The organism is Pseudomonas sp. PDM05, from assembly GCF_014851685.1.
GTDB lineage: Bacteria > Pseudomonadota > Gammaproteobacteria > Pseudomonadales > Pseudomonadaceae > Aquipseudomonas.
Map to the genome: position 1 here is coordinate 41,293 of NZ_JACVAC010000001.1, position 19,587 is coordinate 60,879.

Sequence of the window (19,587 nt, forward strand, 5' to 3'; positions counted from 1 at the left end):
ATCCTTTTTTATGGGCGTGGAGCTATCTTGCCAGCTCGCCGTGACAGGACAATGCTGGCACGGGGAGCCACACGGACATTGGAGTGCGCGAGACGGCCATACCGCCCTTAACTGAATTGCTGGCGGTACTGAGTCGGGTTGAGGCCGAGTTTCTCGCTGAACAGAGAACGCATGTAGCGCACACTGCCGAAGCCGGCGTGGAAGGCCACGGTCTTGAGCGGCAGGTCAGTGGTTTCGAGCAAGTGGCGGGCCCGGTCGATGCGCGCGCCCTGCAAAAATGCCATCGGCGTCATTTGCACGTCCTTGGCAAATACCCGGGCAAAGTGGCGCGCACTCATCCCCGCCAGATCGGCCATCGAATCGATGGTGAACGGCTGATCCAGATGCGCCAACACGTGGTTCTGTACCCGCGTGATCGGCGTTTCCTGAGGCGCTACCGCAGCAGTCATCGGGCTGAACTGGGCTTGGCCGCCCTGGCGTTTCATCACCACCAGCAGCACCTTGGCCACATCCACCGCGACCTGCTTGCCGTGGTCCTGGGCCACCACCGACAGCGCCAGGTCGATACCGGCGGTGACGCCGCCCGAGGTGATCAAGCGACCGTCCTGCAAGTAAATGCGGTCGGTCTCGACGATGGCCTTGGGAAAGCCCTGGATCAGCCGCTCGGTGTAGTGCCAATGGGTGGTCACGCGGTGACCGTCGAGCAGCCCGGCATGCCCCAGCACAAACGCGCCGGTACAGATCGAACCAAAGCGGCGCGCCTTGGGGGCGCTAGCCTTGAGCCACGGCAGCAACGCGGGATGGCATTCGTTATAGGCACCAGGGCCGCCGGGCACCAGCAGCAGGTCATAGGCGTCGTGGGCGTGTTCCAGCAACAGATCGGGCTGCACCAGCACGCCATTGGACGCACGTAGCGCGCCGGGCTCGGTGCCGACCGTGAGGATGCGGTAATGCTCGGCCACTGGCAGGTAGCGGTTGGCAATCGAAAACACTTCGAGCGGCCCGGCCATGTCGAGCAACAGGAAGTCCGGGAACAGCGCCATGGCCACGGTTTTCATAGGGGCGGCAAATCCATCGAATAAGGTACGGGCCGGGCATTATGGCACGTCTTATATTGTCAATCTCAAGGGGACAGTTATTCAAATTTCAGCTTCTTAATGAATATTCGGATAACCATTAACCTTCTTCTCAACGCCAGCGCACTGCATCTCGCAGCCAACGCTCACTTGAGGACAAGACCATGCTGACCCTTCGCAAAGCTTCCGAACGCGGCGCCGCCAATCACGGTTGGTTGAAGTCGTTCCACACCTTCTCGTTCGCCAACTACTGGAACCCGAACGAGCAGGGTTTCTCCGACCTGCTGGTGATCAACGATGACCGCGTCGCCGCCGGCAAAGGCTTCGGCCAGCACCCGCACCGCGACATGGAGATTTTCTCCTATGTGCTCGAAGGCGCCCTGGAACACAAGGACACCCTTGGCACCGGCTCGGTGATCCGCCCTGGCGACGTACAACTGATGAGCGCCGGCAGCGGCGTGGCCCACAGCGAGTTCAACCACAGCCAGACCCGTGGCGTGCACTTCCTGCAAATCTGGATTGTGCCGAACGTGGTCGGTGCCGAGCCGCGCTATCAGCAGGAGCACTTCAGCGAAGCGCAGAAACGCGGACGCTTGCAGTTGATCATCTCGCCGGACGGCGCCGACGGTTCGCTGAACGTGCGCCAGGATGCGCGGGTGTATGCCGGGCTGTTCAACGGCGACGAAAGCGCGACCCTCGACCTCGCAGCGGACCGCTACGCCTACATCCACGTGGCCCGTGGCAGCGTTGAAATCAACGGCCAGCGCTTTGTCGAAGGTGACGGTGCGCGAGTGCGCAATGAGCAGCAGATCCACCTCAGCCACGGCGACGACGCCGAGGTGCTGGTGTTCGACCTGCGCCCTCAGGAACTGCCACGCATGCCGTGACGGGCATGGCGATGGCCCCTCGAAACGGGCCATCGCTGGCGTCGATAGTCACCATCAGCGCAATGAAGTTCTCTTAAAAAATGCAACGCGTAACATCAAACCCATACCCGGCAACACCCAACCTTAAACATCTGGAGCACACCATCATGAAACGCCAAATCCTGCTTAGCCTCGCTTTCTCGGTACTCGCTGCAAACGCTTTTGCTCATCCTGTTGTCGCTGAAGGCGGTGCAGACCGCTTGATTGAAAGCCGCGTTGCCGAAGGTGGTGCGGATCGCCTGCAAGGAAATCGTGTCGCCGAAGGCGGTGCAGATCGTCTGCAGGAACGTGGTCTGGCCGAGGGCGGTGCAGATCGTCTGCAGGAACGTGGTCTGGCCGAAGGCGGTGCAGATCGTCTGCAGGAACGTGGCCTGGCTGAAGGCGGTGCGGATCGTCTGCAGGAACGTGGTCTGGCCGAAGGCGGTGCGGATCGTCTGCAGGAACGTGGTTTGGCTGAAGGCGGTGCGGATCGTCTGCTGGGCAACCACGTATAACCCGCACTGTTCGCGGGGTACTCCAAACCGGCCTGATCAGCCGGTTTTTTTTCGCCCCGAATAAACCTGGATATTTGCCCCCCCTCAAAACACGACCTGTAGTGAGCGGGCTTGCCCGCGCCGGGGGGCGAAGCCGCCCCAACACGACCGACGCGGTGTTTCAGGGAGGTCGAGGTGCCTGGGTTTGGGGCGGCTTCGCCCCCCAGCGCGGGCAAGCCTGCTCACTACATGGCCCCGCCTGTTTCGGGTCGATGTCTACCAGTTTTCTCCCAGCCCGAGCAAGCCCAGGATCTGCCGCCGCAAGTCGACCAGATACGGATCATCGCGATGCCTGGGGTACGGCCGTTCGATGGTCAACTGTGCCTGGATTTTTGCCGGGCGATCGCTGAATACGATCACGCGGTTGGCCAGCAGCAAGGCCTCTTCCACGTCATGGGTCACCAGCAACGCCGTGTAGCCCTGGCGTTGCCACAAGTCGATCAACTCTTTTTGCATGGTGATGCGCGTCAGGGAGTCCAGCTTGCCCAGCGGTTCGTCGAGGATCAGCAAGCGCGGTTGATTGACCAGCGCACGGGCCAACGCCACGCGCTGTGCCATGCCGCCGGACAACTGGCGCGGATAGGCGCGGGCGAACTGGCGCAGGCCGACCTTGTCCAGGGCCTCATCGACCTTGGCCGAATGCGTCTTGAGCAAACCCTGGGCTTCCAGGCCCAGCGCAACGTTGTCCCACACCCGGCGCCAAGGGTAGAGGGTCGGGTCCTGGAACACCACCACGCGGCTCGGGTCCGGCCCGGTGATGGGGGCGCCGTCGGCGAGCAAGCGCCCGGAATCCGCCGGTTCCAGCCCGGCGACCAAGCGCAGCAGGGTGGATTTGCCGCAGCCGGAAGGACCGAGCAGTGCGACGAATTCCCCCGGCGCCACGTCCAGCGACACCCGTTCCAACACCGGCAAATGCTCGCCGTCCAGGGCAAAACCGTGGCTGAGGTTGTCGATGCGCAGCGCCAATCCCGTCGACGCCGATACCGCGTGTGCCAGGGCTACCATTTCATCGCTCCTTTCTGCCAGGCCAGCAAGCGGTCACGCACCAGGAACAACCCGGTGATCAACCCCGAACAGGCCAATGCCATGATCAACAGTGCGGCGTACATATTCGCGTAAGCAGCCCAGCCTTGGGCCCATTGCAGATACCAGCCGATGCCGGATTTGACCCCCATCATTTCCGCCACCACCAGGGTCGAAAACGAGGCGCCCAAGCCCATGAACAAACCGACGAATACGTGGGGCAGCGCCGCCGGAATCGCCACTTTGAAAATCAGGAAGCCTTGCTTGGCGCCGAGGGTGCGTGCCACGTCGTAATAGGCCTTATCCACGCTGGCCACACCGGACCAGGTCAGCACCGTGACCGGAAACCAGGTGGCCAGCGCGATCAGAAACACACTCGCGCTCCAACTGCTCGGAAACAGGAAAAAGCACAGCGGCAACAACGCCGTCGACGGCACCGGGCCAAGGATGCGCAGCAGCGGGTGCAACCAATAGCCAATACGCGTTGACCAACCGATGGCGACACCGGCGATAAACCCGCTGATCGCCCCCAGCGCCACGCCCGAACCGAGCAGCAACGCGGAGTTGAGCAGGCTGTCGGCCAGGCGTGCGTAGTCTTCGACGTACACCGCGAGCAAGGCCTGGGGTGGTGCAAAAAACGGCACCGGAAGGAGCGCGAGTTTGGCGGTGAACAGCTCCCAGATGCCCAGCAGCACCGGCAAGGCGATCAGCCACGGCGCGCCAGTACGCAGGCGCTGGCCCAGTTTGGCGATACGCAGACCGAGCAGGCTCAGCACAACGAACAAGACCGCCAGACCCACACAGAGATTCGCCAAGCCTTGGGTCATCGGCCAATGGCGCACCGCGTTGGGCCAGTAGCTGATCAACAGCGCGACGGCCAGCCAGGCCGCCACCACGGCGGCGCCCTGCCCCCAGGCCTTGAATGTCAGCGGCGGGTTGAGGGTTGTCGCGTCAGCTGAAGACATCGGCGGTGATCTCCTTGGCAAACTCCGCCGGGTCAGTGCTCTTGCTGATCACTTCGACGGTTTTCAGGTCGGTGACGTAAGTCAGGATTTCCTCGGTCAACGCCGCGCCCACCGCGTGGTGGCCGTGGGTGTGGTCGTGAAGGATCGCCTGCACTTCTTCCACCGAAGTGTTCAGCGCATGGGCCTGGAAGCCTTTGGCGACAGCTTCCGGGTGTTGCACGCTATAGTCATGGGCTTCGAGGATCGCCTGGGTCAGCGCCGCAACCACGCGTTTGTCTTCACGCACCAACTTGCCGGTGACACCGACCACGCAGCAACTGAGGTTGGCGTATTCCTCCACCAGGTTGGTGGACAGTTCCCGCGCCACGCCGGACTTGATCAGGCGATACATGAACGGGTCGCTGCCGCTCACCGCCTGCACTTCGCCGCGCTCCAGGGCGGTGCCGAGCAGGTCGGCGGGGTATAGGCGCCACTCCACGTCACGCACCGGGTCAACGCCGTGTTTTTTCAGCAGGATCGAGAAGAAATTGCGGTCCGGGCTGGCCATGTCGGTGACGCCAATGGCCTTGCCCTTGAGGTCTTCCAGCTTGCTGATACGGCCATTCGCGGCACTGAGCAAACGCAGGCAACCGCCGTGGGTACCGGCGGTGAGTTTGACGTCGAAGCCCTGCTCCAGTGCCTTGAGCCAACGCAGCGCCATGCCCACGCCCGCATCGGCCTTGCCGGTGGCGATGGCCTCCAGCAGCACCTCGGTGGAGTTGCCGAAGTTGACCAATTCCACGTCCAGGTTGTGCCGGGTAAAAAAGCCCTGCCCGTGGGCGATCACCACCGGAGCCAGGCATACGGCGTTGAGGTTGACGGCCAGCTTGAGTTTGCGCGGGGCGTCGAGGCGGATGAAATCGCCAGTGCCCGAGGGCTGCTGCGGCGTGTGGTGGCCGGCGTGTTCGTCGGCACCGAAAGCCAGGTGCGGCAGCGTCAGGCCGGCCAGGGTGATGCCGGCCATGCCGAGCAAGTGGCGACGGGTCAAATGGTCGAATGCAGCCATGGAGAGTTTCCCTTCAAAGAGGCCAGCAGCCATATGCCAAAAATTGCACAGGGCTCGAAAATAAATCGCTTTCGATTATATTAATGACGAATGATTATGAAAGGACCCTATAATTCTATGGTTATGCCCGATTCGTCGGATCGCGGAAAAAGTGCCCTAAGCTAAGATCGAAAGAGTATTTATCGAATAGTTTTTAGAACTTTAAGATTGGCCGCATTCCGTTGAAGATCGAGCCTGCCATGTCTATCCGTCGCCCCCTCGCCGCTGCATTCGGGCTGTTGGCCCTCTGCGTTGCGATCAGTGCCGAAGCCCAGGAGACCCTGCGTATCGGTTATCAGAAGTCGTCCACCCTGATCACTCTGTTGAAGACCCAGGGCACCTTGGAAACAGCCCTCAAGGCTGAACACATTGACGTGTCCTGGCACGAGTTCCCCAGTGGCCTGCCGCTGCTCGAAGCGTTGAATGTGGGCAACGTCGACATCAGCGCCGACGTCGCCGACACCGTGCCGATCTTCGCCCAGGCGGCCCAGGCCAAACTCACCTACTTCGCCCAGGAAGCGCCCTCGCCTTCGGCCCAGGCCATCGTGGTGCGCAAGGACTCGCCGATCCAGCAGCTCAGCGATTTGAAAGGCAAGAAAATCGCGGTGACCAAGGCCGCCGGTACCCACTATTTGCTGATCGCTGCACTGGCCAAGGCCGGGTTGGCATTCGCCGACATCGAGCCCGCCTACCTGTCCCCCGCCGACGGCCGCGCCGCGTTCGAGAACAATAAGGTGGATGCCTGGGTCACCTGGGAACCCTTCCTCACCGGCGTGCAGCGCCAACTGCCGACCCGCACCCTCACGGACGGCAGCGGGCTGGCCAGCTACAAGCGTTACTACCTGACCGGCACCCCGTACGCCAAGGCCCATCCCGAGGTGTTGAAGGTGGTGTATGAGCAGTTGGAAAAAGCCGGGAAATGGGTGAAGAGCAACCCGCAGGACGCAGCAAAAGTGCTCGGCCCGCTGTGGGGCAACCTGGATGTCGCCACGGTGGAAGCGGCGAATGCGCACCGCAGCTACCTGGTGCAGCCGGTGACGGTCGAGCAGTTGGGTGAACAGCAGAAGATTGCCGATGCGTTCTTCAAGGCGGGCTTGCTCCCCAAATCCGTGGATGCCAAGGATGTCGACACCTGGAAGCCGTAACCGGGTCAACTGTGGAACGGGCTTGGGTGCGAGGACGCGAAGGGCATTAGTGAGGCTACGAAGGCGGTGGGACTGTTGGTGGAGGTGTTGGCTGAACCAGCGCTTTCGCGGGCAAGCCCGCTCCCACAGGTGATCGGCGGTGCTGGGCTGTCAGTGTTCGGCCGGAGGTCGCCCAGACACTGCCAATCTCCTGTGGGAGCTGTCGAACTTTAGTGAGGCTGCGAAGGCGGTGGGACTGTTGGTGGAGGTGTTGGCTGAACCAGCGCTTTCGCGGGCAAGCCCGCTCCCACAGTTGGTCGGCGGTGCTGGGCTGTCAGTGTTCGGCTGGAGGTCGCCCTGACACTGCCAATCTGCTGTGGGAGCTGTCGAACTTTAGTGAGGCTGCGAAGGCGGCGGGACTGTTGGTTCCAGGGCATGATCAGTTACCTCCTGATCATGCGTATTAACCTGTAAACCATGTCCCCGGTTAGATATGTAAACGATGTCCCCGGTTTGTACCGGGGCAAGCCCGCTCACTACTGCAACCTACGCGCCGCCACCGCCCCCAACACCCCGCCCACCATCGGCGCCAGCCAGAACAGCCATAACTGCGCGATGTACTCACCCCCCGCAAACAGTGCCGGCCCGGTGCTGCGTGCCGGGTTCACCGACGTGTTGGTCACCGGGATCAGCACCAAGTGAATCAGGGTCAGTGCCAAGCCAATCGCAATCGGTGCAAACCCTGGCACCGCGCCCGGAGCGGTCACGCGCATGATGATGAACACAAAGAAGAACGTGGCGATCAATTCGGCCAGCAGCGCGGCTTTCATATCGAACTGGCCTGGACTCAAGGGCCCGTAACCGTTGGCGGCAAAACCACCCGCGGTAAAGCCTGGCTGCCCGTTGGCAATCAGGTACAACGCTGCAGCCGCAACGATCGCAGCGCTGACTTGCGCGGCGAGGTATGGCAACACGTCCACGCCGGCCATCCGCCGCCCGGCCCATAGGCCAACCGTCACCGCCGGGTTGAAATGCCCGCCCGAGATGCCGCCCACCGCATAGGCCATGGTCAGCACGGTGAGGCCGAACGCCAGGGATACGCCCACAAATCCAATGCCCAACTCCGGAAAGGCCGCCGCCAGGATGGCGCTGCCACAGCCGCCAAAGGTCAGCCAGAAAGTACCGAGAAACTCTGCGGTCAAACGCTTTTGCACAATCGACTCCATTGCTGTTCACGTGCCGCCACCACAGGACGTGGGCGGTCCTGGGTGACGGTAGCAATGGGTCTTGAGGCGCCCTATAAGACTTGTCCGGTTTTAGCCGTGCGGCACACCCTGCCCAAACCGCCGAATCGCCAGGCAATACCCAACCAACGCCAGCGCCGCCAACAACCCGCCCGCCGCGCCGATCCAGGCGAAGCCGAACTGGCTGCCGACCCAACTGCCCATCAGGGCGCCGCCGCCGATGCCGATGTTGTAGATGCCGGAGAACATCGCCATGGCCACGTCGGTGGCGTCCGGTGCGAGGACCAGCACCTTGGACTGCATCGCCAGGCCGAAGCCCATGATCGCCATGCCCCAGAAGATGCTCAGGCCGACGAGGTAGGATTCAGCACCGCTCAACGGCAGCATCAGCGCCAGGCACGCGGCGAGGATGGACACTGCGCCGACCACGAACAGGTGCGGGTTGAGGCGGTGCACCAGGCTGAACAACAGCGAGCCGATGATGCCCGCACCACCGAAGACCAGCAGGATCAGGGTCACCGCACTGCCGCTCATGCCGGCCACGCCTTCGACGAAGGGCTCGATGTAGCTGTAGGCGGTGAATTGCGCGGTCACCGTCAGCGCGGTGAGCACGTAGAGCGCCACCAGCGCCGGGCGTTTGAATAACAGCGGCAGGCTGCGCAGCGAGCCGGAGTTCTGGCTTGGCAATAGCGGCAAGGTGCGCGCCAGCCAGAACACCAGGGCCGCGGCGAACGCGCCGATCACCAGGAAAGTGGTGCGCCAGCCCATGGCTTCGCCGAGCAGGCGACCCAGCGGAATCCCCAATACCATGGCCAAGGAGGTGCCGGTAGCCAACAGGCCGAGGGCCTGCACCTGCTTGCCTTCCGGCGCCAGGCGCACGGCGAGCGACGCGGTGATCGACCAGAACAACGCATGGGACAAAGCGATGCCGACGCGACTGACCATCAACAGGCCAAAGCTGGTGGCGACGCTGGACAGCACATGACTGGCGATAAACAGGCCGAACAGCACGATCAGCAGCTTGCGCCGTTCGACGTTGCGGGTCAGCAGCATCACCGGCAGCGACGTCAGCGACACGATCCATGCGTAGATGGTCAGCATCAGGCCGACGCTGGACACCGGCATGTCAAAGCTGGCGCCGATGGCGCTGAGCAACCCGACGGGCACGAATTCGGTGGTGTTGAACACAAAGGCGGCCAACGCGAGGGCGAAGACCGGTTGCCAGTTGGCTTGGGGAGTTGCAGCTGAATGGCTCATTGAAGGGCGCGGTACTCGGACGATGATCAGGCGGCCACCCAGGACAAGCGCCGCCGCCGGGCATTCTATAGGTTTCTGGCCCGGCTGTTGGCGCTGTTCCGAATCAAAAATCCATCAATTTCGTCATGGCGCGGTCATGGTGACCACGTAGAGCCCGGACTGAATCGGCTTTCCAGCGGCGTCGACCAGCTCATACCGTTGGTCGTAATAGCGCCCGTCGCCGCTGTCGCTCACCAATTTGACGTTGGCTGGCGCATTGCCCAGCGCTTTGACGCTGCCGACCGAACGCACATCAAACCCGCTGCCGCGACTGGCCTGCGGGCAGCCCTTCAACTCCAGCGTCCGGCCGCCCACCGCAGCCGACTCACAACCCGGCATGACCACACTGCCGGAAAACCGGATGACACCGGAGGGTGCAGCCATGCTCACCCCCGTCCACATTGCAAGAAAGCCGGTGAGCACTGACAAACGCATAACGTTGTTCATGACGACATTCCTTCTTGGGTTGTTAACAAGAATGTCGTCTGGCCCCGAATTTACTTGAGGCTACTCGTCAGCATCTGAAGGAAAAATTACGGGTCCACCTGCCCCATCAACTCCGGAATCGACTCCGGCCGATTCGCATAGCGCTGCGCCAACGCCGCACACACCATCAGCTGGATCTGGTGAAACAGCATCAACGGCAGGATCAGCACGCCCATGCTCGCCCCGGCGAACAACACCTGGGCCATCGGCACCCCGGTCGCCAGGCTTTTCTTCGAGCCACAGAACAGGATGGTGATGCGGTCTTCCTGGTTGAAGCCAAAGGCCTTGGCCAGCACCGTCGAGGCCACCAGCACCAGGGCCAGCAACACGCAGCACGCCACCACCAGGCCGCCGAGCTCCCACAGCGGGATCTGGTGCCAGATCCCCTCATTGACCGCTTCGCTGAACGCGCCGTAGACCACCAGCAGGATCGAACCCTGATCGACGAATTTCAGCCAGGCCTTGTTGCGCCCCACCCACGCGCCAATCCAGCGGCGGGCGATCTGCCCGGCGATAAACGGCAGCAGCAGTTGCACGCTGATTTTCACAATGGCGTCGAGGGTGCTGCTGCCTTCGCCGTGCACATTGAGCAGCAGCGTCACCAGCAACGGCGTGAGGAAAATCCCAAACAGGCTGGACGCCGCCGCGCTGCAAATTGCCGCCGGGATATTGCCCCGCGCCAGGGAAGTAAAGGCAATCGCCGACTGCACCGTGGCCGGCAGCGCGCAGAGGTAAAGCATGCCCATGTACAGCTCGTTGCCGATCAGCGGCGACAGCAGCGGTTTGAGCGCCAGGCCCAGCAGCGGGAACAGCACAAAGGTCAGGCTGAACACCAACAAATGCAGACGCCAATGCCCGGCCCCGGCAATGATCGCCTGGTTCGACAGCTTGGCGCCGTGCAGGAAAAACAGCAGCGCGATGGCCAGGTTGGTCACCCAACCAAACGCCACGGCGGTCTGGCCGCTGGCGGGCAGCAATGAGGCGAGGATCACCGTGGCGATCAGGGTCAGGGTGAAGTTGTCAGGGAGAAAACGCGGACGAGTCATAAGTAGGTCTTCCGGGGGTTGCCAAGAGCGTCTGGACGACTCTAACGTAACGGCTTGTTACCGACTAACGCCAATGAGCCAACAAATGCCGCCTAAAGGACAGGACAAAACCGTTCGCCGCAGTGTACCCGGGCTTGCCAGCCTGCCGCGGCCGGTGTACGGGCGCACCGAATCGCTGCCCAACCGTGCGCTGACCCGCCGCCACAGTCACCCGTGGGTGCAGTTGTCGTATGCGATTGCCGGGGTGCTGGAGATCCAGACAAGCGTCGGCCGCTTCGTCGCCCCGCCGCAGCGCGCGGTATGGATTCCGGCGGGCATGCCGCACCGCGTGTTCAGTTCGCCGCGCACGGAAATGCGCAGCCTCTACCTGGACTGCCGCGTCACCGCCTGGGCGGATGCGCGTTGCCATGTGCTGGAGGTCAGTAGCCTGCTGCGCGAATTGATCCGCAGCTTCAGCGAATTGCCGGTGGAATATGCCGAGGATGGCCCGGATGGGCGCCTGGCCCAGGTGGTGCTGGACCAACTGGCGGCAGCGCCCCAGGTGGACTTGATGCTGCCGCTACCACTGGACCCGCGTTTGCGCCAGATCTACCGCAGCCTGAACCTGCACCCGGAACAGCAGACCACCCTGGGGGACTGGAGCCGCAAGTTGGCCGTGAGTGAAAAGACCCTGAGCCGCTTGTTCCTGAGCGATACCGGGCTGACGTTCCGCGCCTGGCGCCAGCGCCTGCGCTTGCTGACCGCCCTGCCCGCCCTGGAACGCGGCGAGCGGGTCACGGATGTGGCGCTGGGGTGTGGGTATGAGTCGACGTCAGCGTTTATCAATGCGTTTCGCCAGCAATTCGATGCGACGCCCGGCGAGTTTTTCCGCTGAAACCCTCGACACATCAGATACAGGAGACCCAGTCTGGGAGCGGGCTTGTGTGGGAGCGGGCTTGCTCGCGAAGACGGTGTATCAGACCCAAACATGTTGACTGACCCACCGCATTCGCGAGCAAGCCCGCTCCCACATTTTGATTGAGATAGGCCCGCTAGATAGAGGACTTGGCCAGGATGGCCTGGAGCAGCACATCCGCTCCCGCCGTCGACCACTCTGGCGAAATCTCCTCCGCTTCGTTATGGCTCAAGCCATCCACACAAGGCACAAAGATCATCGCCGTCGGCGCCACCTGGTTCAGGTAGCAGGCATCATGCCCGGCCCCGGAGATCATCGGCCGATGGCTGTATCCCAGTCGCTCAGCCGATGCCCGCACCACTTCGACGCAATCAGCATCAAACGCAATCGGTGCGTATTGGAAAATCTGCTTCACGCTGTGCTGCAAACCAATCCCGTCGGCAATCTGTGCCACCGCATCACGCAACTGCTGATCCTGGCGCGCCAGTACCGCTTCATCCGGGTGGCGGAATTCCACGCTGAAAAACACCCGCCCCGGCACCACGTTGCGCGAGTTGGGGAAGATGTTGGCCATGCCCACCGTGGCACGCCCTTCAGCGCCCTGCTCCAGGCCCAGGCCGTTGACCGCCTCGACCACGCGGGCAAAGCCGAGCAAGGCGTCCAGGCGATGGTCCATCGGCGTGGTGCCGGCGTGGGCGCTGCGGCCGCTCAGCTCAACTTCATACCAACGCTGGCCCTGGGCACCGGTGACGACGCCGATGGTGATGCCTTGCGCTTCAAGGATCGGGCCTTGTTCGATGTGCAGTTCAAACGCCGCATGCACCGCCTGGCCACCTACAGGTTCGGGGCCGGCGTAGCCGATCTGCTGCAAGGCCTGGCCGATGCTCACGCCGTTTTTGTCGGCACGGGACAGGCCGTATTCCAGGTCAAACACGCCCGCGTAAACACCGGACGAAATCATGGCTGGGGCAAAACGCGAGCCCTCTTCGTTGGTCCAGTTGACCACTTCAATCGGCCGCTCGGTCTCGATACCCAGGTCATTTAAGGTTCGCAGCACTTCCAGCCCGGCGAGCACGCCGTAGATGCCGTCGTACTTGCCGCCGAAGGGTTGCGAGTCGCCATGGGAACCGGTCAGCACTGGGGCCAGATGATCCTGGCGCCCGGGGCGGCGGGCGAAGATGTTGCCCATGGCGTCCACACGGATGCTGCACCCGGCGGCCGTGCACCACTGCACGAACAGGTCGCGACCGCGGCGGTCTTCATCGGTCAGCGCCAGGCGCGAGACGCCGCCCTTTTCGGTGGCGCCGATTTGCGCCATGTCCATCAGCGAGTCCCACAGACGCTTGCCGTTCACCCGCGCCAGGTTACTCATGGGGCTTGGCCCGGTAGCGGAAGTCGCAGCGGTGATCGCCGCCCATGATGGTCTGGGTGCGGGTCAGTTCGATGTCCGGGTTGTAGCCGACGATAAACAGCTCGTCGCGGTTGCACGACAACAGGTGGCCGATTTCGCCCAGGCCCATTTCGGTGTACATCTCGGCGTAGCGGCAGCGCTTGACGTCGTAGTCATAGCGCTCGGCGTCGCTGGCGATGATCTCGACTTTCAGCGCGTCGTCCTTTTCCCAGAGCACTTGCAGCTCGACGAAGCTCTTGAGGTCAGCCTGCTGTTCCAGCGCGGCAAAATGCTTGCCCGCCTGGATCGCCGCATTGCCCACGGCTTCGCCGATCACGGCGGCGGCAAAGTCCTTGCCCTGCTCGCGCTTCAAGATCTCGTAGATCGGCTTGATGATTTCGGCCTCGATCCGCCGCCGGGCAAGGATGCCCAGTTCACCTTCCAGTTTGCTCATTGTCCACCTCCAAAAAACATAAACCTGTAGTGAGCGGGCTTGCCCCGCGCTGGGGGGCGAAGCCGCCCCAAAACGCTCCGCCGCGGTGTATCAGGAAGACCGCAGTGCCTGGGTCTGGGGCGGCTTCGCCCCCCAGCGCGGGCAAGCCCGCTCACTACAATAAGCTCGCGCCCGGCCAGTGGGTTACTGGCCGCCCGCCACGCTGACCGGCTGCCATTGGTTGGCCTTGACCTGGTACACGGTGAACGACGGTTTTTTCAAGTTGCCTTCGGCATCAAACGCGAGGGTGCCGGTCACGCCTGGGTAGCTGATGGCGCGCAGCACCGGCAGGTATTTCTGCGGGTCGACCGAATCGGCTTTCTCGATAGCCGCCACCAGCACGCCAACGCCGTCGTAGGCAAATGGCGCATGCAGTTCGATGTTGGCCTTGTAGCGCTCTTTGTAGGCCTGCTCGAACGCCTTGCCACCGGGCATCTGCGCAATCGCCAGGCCCGGTTCCAGGGCAATCACGCCCTCGCCTTCGTTCTGCGCCAGTTCCAGGAAGGTCTGGCTGACAAAGCCACCGGCCCCCATCAACGGCGCCTTGATCCCCAGTTGCTTGATGCGACGGGCCAGCGGTGCAGCCTGGGAGTCGACGCCACCGAAGAAGATCAGGTCCGGATTCTGGCTGCGGATGTTGGTGAGCACGGCGCTGAAGTCGATGGTCTTGTCATCCACGTATTCGCGGCCGACGACTTTGCCGCCGCCGGCTTCGATGGCTTTGACGAACTGGTCCGCCAGGCCTTGGCCGAACGCGGTGCGGTCGTCGATCACGGCGATGCGCTTGGCCTTGAGCGTGTTCAGCGCATAGTTGCCAGCGACCTGACCGCCGTCATCATCATGGCCCATGATCCGAAAGCTGGTATCAAAACCCTGCTGGGTGTACGCGTGACCGGTCGCGACCGGCGCCACCTGGGCGATCCCGGCATCGTGGTACACCCGCGCCGCCGGGATGCTGGTGCCGGTGTTCCAGTGACCGACCACGCCGACCACGCCTTCATCCACCAGGCGCTGGGCCACGGTGACGGCGGTGCGTGGGTCGGACTGGTCATCTTCGGAGACCAGCTTGAAGGTCACCGCCTCCCCGTTGATTGTCGGGTGCTTGGCGTTGGCCTGGTCGATGGCCAGTCTGGCGCCGTTTTCCAGGTCCTTGCCGATGCGGGCCGACGGGCCGGTGAGTGGGCCTGCCAGGCCGATCAGCACGGTCTGGTCGGCCTGGGCCACGGCGCTGGCGAGGCTGCTCAGGGCCAGGCCGATCAATGCGGTTTTGTTCAAAGTGTTCATCTGGGGTTCCTGCTTCTTTTCGGGCGGGTCGGAACACGCCGGGCGTCCGGTAGCGTCATGGGGGTGTGGTTATTCGCCGAGATACGCACTGCGCACCTCGGGGTGTTCGAGCAAATCCCGGGACGGGCCGCTGAGGCTGATGCGGCCGGTGTCCATCACGTAGGCGCGGTCGGTGACTTGCAGGGCCAGCCGCGCGTTTTGTTCGACCAGCAACAGGGTCATGCCCTGGCGACATACGTCGTCGATCACCTGGAAGATCTTCTCGACCATGATCGGTGCCAGGCCCATCGACGGCTCATCGAGGATCAATAAACGCGGGCGCGACAACAGCGCACGGGCCAGGGCGAGCATCTGTTGCTCGCCGCCGGACAGCAGGCCGGCAGATTGGTGCAGGCGTTCTTCCAGGCGCGGGAAGTGCCCAAACAGCTCGCGTATTTCGCGCTGCACTTGCGCGTGATCGCGGCGCAGAAAGGCACCGGCCTGGAGGTTTTCCAGCACGCTCATGCGCGCGAAAATCCCGCGCCCTTCCGGGACCATGGCGATGCCTTGGCGCAGCAGTTGCTCGGGCGCCTGGCCAAGGATCAATCGCCCGGCAAAGCGAATCTCGCCCTTCGCCGCCGGCAGCAGGCCGGTCAACGCCTTGAGGCTTGAGGTTTTGCCCGCCCCATTGGCGCCGATCAGCGTGACGCGCTCGCCTTCGTGGATATGCAGGTCGAGGGCTTTGACCGCTTCGATAGCGCCGTAGCGAACCTGCAAACCCTCGACTTTCAATAAGGCTTCAGACATGGGCGCTGGCTCCGAGATAAGCCTGGATGACCGCCGGGTGCTGACGGACTTCAGCGGGCGGTCCGACGGCGATGACCTGGCCATAATCGAGCACGCTGATGCGGTCGCAGACGCCCATCACCAGCTTCACGTCGTGTTCGATCAACAGCAGTGTGTGGCCGTCGTCGCGGATTTTTTCCAGCAGGCCTCGCAGTTGCACTTTCTCGCTGGCGTTCATGCCCGCCGCCGGTTCATCCAGGGCCAACAGGCGTGGTTCGGTGGCCAGGGCGCGGGCGATTTCCAGGCGTCGTTGATGGCCGTAGCTGAGGCTGTCGGCGCGGTAGTTGGCAAACCCGGCGAGGCCCACATAGGCCAGCAAACGATGAGCATGGGCGCGTGTTTGCGCCTCTTCGTCGCGGGCGCTGCGGTGCTGACTCAAGGCCGCCCACAAGCCATTGCGGGTGCGCACATGGCGTCCGACCATGACGTTTTCCAGGGCGCTCATTGCATTGAACAGGCGGATATTCTGAAAGGTGCGCGCAATGCCGGCCTCGGCCACCTGATGCACACTGGTGGGCTGGTACTCCCGGCCTTCGAGCTGGAAGCGCCCGGAGTCCGGGGTATACAGCCCCGTCATCACGTTGAAAAAGGTGGTCTTGCCCGCGCCATTCGGGCCGATCAATCCGTAGATCTCGCCGGGCTGGATACTCAGGCTCACGTCGGTCAGCGCCATCACGCCGCCGAAGTGTTTGTTGACCTTGTCGATCTGCAACAGCGGTGCGTTCATCGTGCCACTCCTTTGGGCCACAATCCGGCGGGTCGGTACAGCATCGCGAGAATCAGCGCCAGGCCGTAGAACAGCTGGCGGATGATCTCCGGGTCCACCAGCACCTGGCCGAACAGCGCCTGTTGCAGCGGCCCCATGCTGGCGCGCAAGGCTTCGGGCAAGGCAGCGAGCAGTACGCAGCCAAGAATCACGCCCGGGATATGCCCCATGCCGCCCAGCACCACCATCGCCAGCACGGCGATGGACTCGTTGAGGGTGAAAGACTCGGGCGAAACAAAGCCCTGGAACGACGCAAACAACGCACCGCTCACCCCGCCAAACGCGGCGCCAATCGCAAACGCCAGCAGTTTGAGGCGCACGGTGTTGATGCCCATGGCCTGGGCCGCGTCTTCGTCTTCACGGATCGCTACCCAGGCGCGGCCGATGCGCGAATGCTCCAGGCGGATGCAGGCGAACAGGATCAGCAGCACCAGCGCCGCAAACAGGTAGTAATAGAGATACACCGAAGGCAGGCGCAGGCCGAACAGTTCCTGGGTGCGGCCCAGGTTGACGCCGAGCAGGTTGACCGGGTCGACCTGGGCGATGCCCTTGGGCCCATTGGTGATGTTTACCGGGCGATCCAGGTTGCGCAGCAGGATGCGGATGATTTCGCCGAAACCCAGGGTGACGATGGCCAGGTAGTCGCCGCGCAGGCGCAAGGTCGGCGCGCCCAATACCACGCCGCACCCGGCGGCGAGCAACGCGCCCAACGGCAGGATCAGCCAGATCGAGGTGTGCATGCCCGCCGGCAACCACGCCGCCAACACGGGAAACTGTTGCAGCAGATGGGGCGACGAGAGCAGCGCGGCGAGGTAGGCGCCCACCGCGTAGAACGCGATGAAGCCCATGTCCAGCAGCCCGGCGTAACCGACCACGATGTTCAACCCGAGGGCGAGCATGATGTACAGCAGGGCAAAATCCAGGGTGCGCACCCAGGTGTTGCCGCCGGCGTGGCCGACGATCCACGGCGCCAGCACCAGGGCCACGGCGAACAGCAGCAGGCCCAGGCTCGCGCGCTGGTTGGGGGTCAGGGCGTTGATCATGCGCGGCTCGCCAAACGTTCACCCAACAACCCGGAAGGACGCAATACCAGCACCGCGATCAACACGATGAAGGCGAACACATCCTGGTAATTACTGCCAAACACGCCGTTGGTGGCCGCGCCCAGATAGCCGGTACCGAGGGCTTCGATCAACCCCAGCAGCAAGCCGCCCAGCATGGCGCCCTTGAGGTTGCCGATGCCACCCAGCACCGCAGCGGTGAAGGCCTTGATGCCCGGCAAGAAGCCCATGTAGAAATGCGCGCTGCCGTAGTTGCTGGCCATCATGATCCCGGCGAGTGCTGCCAATGCGCCGCCGATGGCAAAGGTGATGACGATCACGCGATTGGGGCTGATGCCCATCAGGCTGGCGACTTGCGGGTTCTCTGCCACGGCGCGCATGGCGCGCCCGAAGCGCGTGCGCTCCACCAGCACCAGCAGCGCGGCCATCACTGACAGGGCGATGGCAATCGTCGTCAGCGCCGTGACGTTGGTGATCGCCGGATGCGCGCTGGCGCCGGGCAACACTTCAATCGGCTCCAGCGGCAACAGTTGCGGGAACATCTGCGGGTTGCGGGTCCACACCAGCATGGCGATGGTTTGCAGCAGCAACGACACACCGATACCGCTGATCAACGGCGCCAGACGTGGGGCATGGCGCAGGCGACGGTAGGCGACACGTTCGATCACCACCGCGAGAACTGCGCAAAACGCCATGGCGACGACAGTGGCGCCGAGCAGCACCAGCACTGGCGGCAAAGCGGGCCAGGTCGCCTGCAACAAGCGGATCACCGACAGGCCCACCAGCGCGCCGATCATCAACACATCGCCATGGGCAAAGTTGATGATGCGCAAGATGCCGTAGACCATGGTGTAACCCAGGGCCACCAGCGCGTAGAGACTGCCCGTCATCAAACCATTGAGCAGTTGTTGGATAAACCCATCCATGAAAACCGTCGACCTCAGTGCGTACAGGGGCGGCACACTAAGCATCTATTCTGTTTTTATCAAATAACAGAAAGTCATATGGTTATATCAAGCTTAAAACAGGCTATTTATGCCGAAAATACGGCACTTATGGCTCTTTATTTGCGAATTTAGTTGGTATTTAATTCAACACATGAATAAATCAGAACAGTTAGCCAATGACCCTCCCCTGCGCGCCGTGCGCACGTTCGAAGCCTTTGCCCGTCATGGCGGGGTGAATGCCGCCGCGCGCGAGCTGGACGTTTCCGCCTCGGCCATCAGCCATCAACTGCACTTGCTGGAAGACTTCCTGCAGCAGCCGCTGACGTTGCGTCAAGGTCGCAACCTGGTGCTTACCGACGAAGGCCGCGAGTACTACCGCGCCATCCGTTCGGCGTTTGCGGTGCTGCGCAGCGCCACCGAACATGTGCGCGAAAAAAGCGCTACGCGCCAGGTGACCATCAGCCTGATCCCACTGTTTGGCATCAACCTGTTTATCCCGCGCTTGGCGAGTTTTCTGAAGGACCACCCGGCACTGGACATCAACGTGACCTATGCCAACCACCGCAGCTACCCGAGCGACGCGGCCGACCTGTCGATCCGTTTCGGCACCGGGCACTGGCCGGGCTATCACAGTGAGCCGCTGATTTCTGGCGCGGTCACGCCCTATTGCAGCCGCGCCTTCCTGGCGCAACACGGGCCGATCGACACGCCCGCGGCGCTGAGTGAACTGCCGCTGCTGCACGACGAAGAGCGCGGCACCTGGGGCCAATGGTTCGAGGCCGCCGAGGTGGATGCCACGGCGTTGAATGGGTTGTTGCTGGAAGACGGCCAACTGGCGCTGACCGCCACCCTCACCGGCCTGGGCTGCGCACTGCTGCGCGAGCCGCTGGTGGCACCGCTGGTGGCCAGTGGCGAGCTGGTGAAGCTGTTTGAACTGGAAGTGAATGATGGCCGCCAGTACTACCTGTGTCGGCGGGCCAACAGTGAGTTGTCGAGCGAGGGCAATGACTTGTATGACTGGATCAAGCGCAGTTTGATTGCCGCCTGAGCCGTGTGAAGATCCGCGTCTTGAATTGAGCCAGAGCCGAATTTAGCTGCTATTGTGCCGCGCTCTGAAAAACCG

The 19,587-nt window shown here is 62.8% G+C and carries 20 protein-coding genes; 4 read left to right on the plus strand and 16 right to left on the minus strand.

Annotated elements, in window-relative coordinates:
* Window positions 1–107: 107 nt before the first annotated feature.
* Complete coding sequence (locus IB241_RS00170) at window positions 108–1,058, minus strand: GlxA family transcriptional regulator (protein WP_192296421.1); 951 nt, start codon at window positions 1,056–1,058, stop codon at window positions 108–110.
* Window positions 1,059–1,240: 182 nt separating this feature from the next.
* On the opposite strand from IB241_RS00170, the gene IB241_RS00175 reads away from it, so the two are divergent.
* Window positions 1,241–1,963: a pirin family protein gene (locus tag IB241_RS00175; RefSeq protein WP_192296422.1), complete on the plus strand. Its 723-nt coding sequence runs from the start codon at window positions 1,241–1,243 to the stop codon at window positions 1,961–1,963.
* A 95-nt stretch (window positions 1,964–2,058) separates the two neighbouring features.
* Here the strand turns inward: IB241_RS00175 and IB241_RS00180 are convergent, their stop codons facing one another.
* The 4 genes from IB241_RS00180 to IB241_RS00195 form a co-directional block, all read right to left on the minus strand.
* Complete coding sequence (locus IB241_RS00180; RefSeq protein ID WP_192296423.1) at window positions 2,059–2,490, minus strand: hypothetical protein; 432 nt, start codon at window positions 2,488–2,490, stop codon at window positions 2,059–2,061.
* Window positions 2,491–2,751: 261 nt separating this feature from the next.
* Window positions 2,752–3,540 carry an ABC transporter ATP-binding protein gene (locus IB241_RS00185; protein WP_192296424.1) on the minus strand — a complete coding sequence of 263 codons (789 nt, stop codon included), beginning with the start codon at window positions 3,538–3,540 and terminating at the stop codon, window positions 2,752–2,754.
* Window positions 3,534–4,523 (minus strand): ABC transporter permease, encoded by a 990-nt coding sequence (locus IB241_RS00190; protein WP_192296425.1) that lies wholly within the window; start codon window positions 4,521–4,523, stop codon window positions 3,534–3,536. Before IB241_RS00190 ends, IB241_RS00185 begins: the two co-directional genes overlap by 7 nt.
* Window positions 4,510–5,568, minus strand: coding sequence for an ABC transporter substrate-binding protein (locus tag IB241_RS00195; RefSeq protein ID WP_192296426.1), 1,059 nt, complete (start codon window positions 5,566–5,568; stop codon window positions 4,510–4,512). Before IB241_RS00195 ends, IB241_RS00190 begins: the two co-directional genes overlap by 14 nt.
* Window positions 5,569–5,807: 239 nt before the next feature.
* On the opposite strand from IB241_RS00195, the gene IB241_RS00200 reads away from it, so the two are divergent.
* Complete coding sequence (locus IB241_RS00200; protein ID WP_192296427.1) at window positions 5,808–6,752, plus strand: aliphatic sulfonate ABC transporter substrate-binding protein; 945 nt, start codon at window positions 5,808–5,810, stop codon at window positions 6,750–6,752.
* A 515-nt stretch (window positions 6,753–7,267) separates the two neighbouring features.
* Here the strand turns inward: IB241_RS00200 and aqpZ are convergent.
* From aqpZ to IB241_RS00220, 4 genes are all read right to left on the minus strand, one after another.
* Window positions 7,268–7,957, minus strand: a complete 690-nt coding sequence (gene aqpZ, locus IB241_RS00205; protein WP_192296428.1) for an aquaporin Z — start codon at window positions 7,955–7,957, stop codon at window positions 7,268–7,270.
* Between the two features lie 90 nt (window positions 7,958–8,047).
* On the minus strand, window positions 8,048–9,232 hold the full coding sequence (locus IB241_RS00210) for a sugar transporter (protein WP_192296429.1): 1,185 nt from the start codon (window positions 9,230–9,232) through the stop codon (window positions 8,048–8,050).
* Between the two features lie 123 nt (window positions 9,233–9,355).
* Entirely contained in the window at window positions 9,356–9,718 is a 363-nt protein-coding gene (locus IB241_RS00215; protein ID WP_192296430.1) for a type 1 fimbrial protein, read from the minus strand.
* Between the two features lie 86 nt (window positions 9,719–9,804).
* Window positions 9,805–10,803 carry a bile acid:sodium symporter family protein gene (locus tag IB241_RS00220; RefSeq protein WP_192296431.1) on the minus strand — a complete coding sequence of 333 codons (999 nt, stop codon included), beginning with the start codon at window positions 10,801–10,803 and terminating at the stop codon, window positions 9,805–9,807.
* Between the two features lie 85 nt (window positions 10,804–10,888).
* Here IB241_RS00220 and IB241_RS00225 point away from each other — a divergent pair, with 85 nt between their 5' ends.
* Entirely contained in the window at window positions 10,889–11,677 is a 789-nt protein-coding gene (locus IB241_RS00225; protein ID WP_192296432.1) for an AraC family transcriptional regulator, read from the plus strand.
* Window positions 11,678–11,834: 157 nt separating this feature from the next.
* Here the strand turns inward: IB241_RS00225 and IB241_RS00230 are convergent, their stop codons facing one another.
* The 7 genes from IB241_RS00230 to IB241_RS00260 form a co-directional block, all read right to left on the minus strand.
* Window positions 11,835–13,070, minus strand: coding sequence for a Zn-dependent hydrolase (locus IB241_RS00230; RefSeq protein WP_192296433.1), 1,236 nt, complete (start codon window positions 13,068–13,070; stop codon window positions 11,835–11,837).
* Window positions 13,063–13,542, minus strand: coding sequence for an L-2-amino-thiazoline-4-carboxylic acid hydrolase (locus IB241_RS00235; protein WP_192296434.1), 480 nt, complete (start codon window positions 13,540–13,542; stop codon window positions 13,063–13,065). The genes IB241_RS00230 and IB241_RS00235 overlap by 8 nt, the downstream gene beginning before the upstream one ends.
* A 183-nt stretch (window positions 13,543–13,725) precedes the next feature.
* On the minus strand, window positions 13,726–14,865 hold the full coding sequence (locus tag IB241_RS00240; protein ID WP_192296435.1) for a branched-chain amino acid ABC transporter substrate-binding protein: 1,140 nt from the start codon (window positions 14,863–14,865) through the stop codon (window positions 13,726–13,728).
* A gap of 69 nt (window positions 14,866–14,934) precedes the next feature.
* A complete protein-coding gene (locus IB241_RS00245) occupies window positions 14,935–15,651 on the minus strand; it encodes an ABC transporter ATP-binding protein (protein ID WP_192296436.1) in 717 nt (238 codons plus the stop codon).
* Window positions 15,644–16,417: an ABC transporter ATP-binding protein gene (locus tag IB241_RS00250; RefSeq protein ID WP_192296437.1), complete on the minus strand. Its 774-nt coding sequence runs from the start codon at window positions 16,415–16,417 to the stop codon at window positions 15,644–15,646. Before IB241_RS00250 ends, IB241_RS00245 begins: the two co-directional genes overlap by 8 nt.
* Window positions 16,414–17,499 (minus strand): branched-chain amino acid ABC transporter permease, encoded by a 1,086-nt coding sequence (locus IB241_RS00255; RefSeq protein ID WP_192296438.1) that lies wholly within the window; start codon window positions 17,497–17,499, stop codon window positions 16,414–16,416. Before IB241_RS00255 ends, IB241_RS00250 begins: the two co-directional genes overlap by 4 nt.
* A complete protein-coding gene (locus IB241_RS00260; RefSeq protein ID WP_192296439.1) occupies window positions 17,496–18,443 on the minus strand; it encodes a branched-chain amino acid ABC transporter permease in 948 nt (315 codons plus the stop codon). The genes IB241_RS00255 and IB241_RS00260 overlap by 4 nt, the downstream gene beginning before the upstream one ends.
* Before the next feature lie 172 nt (window positions 18,444–18,615).
* Here IB241_RS00260 and IB241_RS00265 point away from each other — a divergent pair, with 172 nt between their 5' ends.
* On the plus strand, window positions 18,616–19,512 hold the full coding sequence (locus IB241_RS00265) for a LysR substrate-binding domain-containing protein (protein ID WP_192296440.1): 897 nt from the start codon (window positions 18,616–18,618) through the stop codon (window positions 19,510–19,512).
* Window positions 19,513–19,587 lie beyond the last annotated feature (75 nt).

Coding starts and splice junctions, on each gene's coding strand:
- IB241_RS00170 (WP_192296421.1), bottom strand. CDS start 1,058: ATGAAAACCGTGGCCATGGCGCTGTTCCCGGACTTCCTGTTGCTCGAC.
- IB241_RS00175 (WP_192296422.1), top strand. CDS start 1,241: ATGCTGACCCTTCGCAAAGCTTCCGAACGCGGCGCCGCCAATCACGGT.
- IB241_RS00185 (WP_192296424.1), bottom strand. CDS start 3,540: ATGGTAGCCCTGGCACACGCGGTATCGGCGTCGACGGGATTGGCGCTG.
- IB241_RS00190 (WP_192296425.1), bottom strand. CDS start 4,523: ATGTCTTCAGCTGACGCGACAACCCTCAACCCGCCGCTGACATTCAAG.
- IB241_RS00195 (WP_192296426.1), bottom strand. CDS start 5,568: ATGGCTGCATTCGACCATTTGACCCGTCGCCACTTGCTCGGCATGGCC.
- IB241_RS00200 (WP_192296427.1), top strand. CDS start 5,808: ATGTCTATCCGTCGCCCCCTCGCCGCTGCATTCGGGCTGTTGGCCCTC.
- aqpZ (WP_192296428.1), bottom strand. CDS start 7,957: ATGGAGTCGATTGTGCAAAAGCGTTTGACCGCAGAGTTTCTCGGTACT.
- IB241_RS00210 (WP_192296429.1), bottom strand. CDS start 9,232: ATGAGCCATTCAGCTGCAACTCCCCAAGCCAACTGGCAACCGGTCTTC.
- IB241_RS00215 (WP_192296430.1), bottom strand. CDS start 9,718: ATGAACAACGTTATGCGTTTGTCAGTGCTCACCGGCTTTCTTGCAATG.
- IB241_RS00220 (WP_192296431.1), bottom strand. CDS start 10,803: ATGACTCGTCCGCGTTTTCTCCCTGACAACTTCACCCTGACCCTGATC.
- IB241_RS00225 (WP_192296432.1), top strand. CDS start 10,889: ATGCCGCCTAAAGGACAGGACAAAACCGTTCGCCGCAGTGTACCCGGG.
- IB241_RS00230 (WP_192296433.1), bottom strand. CDS start 13,070: ATGAGTAACCTGGCGCGGGTGAACGGCAAGCGTCTGTGGGACTCGCTG.
- IB241_RS00235 (WP_192296434.1), bottom strand. CDS start 13,542: ATGAGCAAACTGGAAGGTGAACTGGGCATCCTTGCCCGGCGGCGGATC.
- IB241_RS00240 (WP_192296435.1), bottom strand. CDS start 14,865: ATGAACACTTTGAACAAAACCGCATTGATCGGCCTGGCCCTGAGCAGC.
- IB241_RS00245 (WP_192296436.1), bottom strand. CDS start 15,651: ATGTCTGAAGCCTTATTGAAAGTCGAGGGTTTGCAGGTTCGCTACGGC.
- IB241_RS00250 (WP_192296437.1), bottom strand. CDS start 16,417: ATGAACGCACCGCTGTTGCAGATCGACAAGGTCAACAAACACTTCGGC.
- IB241_RS00255 (WP_192296438.1), bottom strand. CDS start 17,499: ATGATCAACGCCCTGACCCCCAACCAGCGCGCGAGCCTGGGCCTGCTG.
- IB241_RS00260 (WP_192296439.1), bottom strand. CDS start 18,443: ATGGATGGGTTTATCCAACAACTGCTCAATGGTTTGATGACGGGCAGT.
- IB241_RS00265 (WP_192296440.1), top strand. CDS start 18,616: ATGAATAAATCAGAACAGTTAGCCAATGACCCTCCCCTGCGCGCCGTG.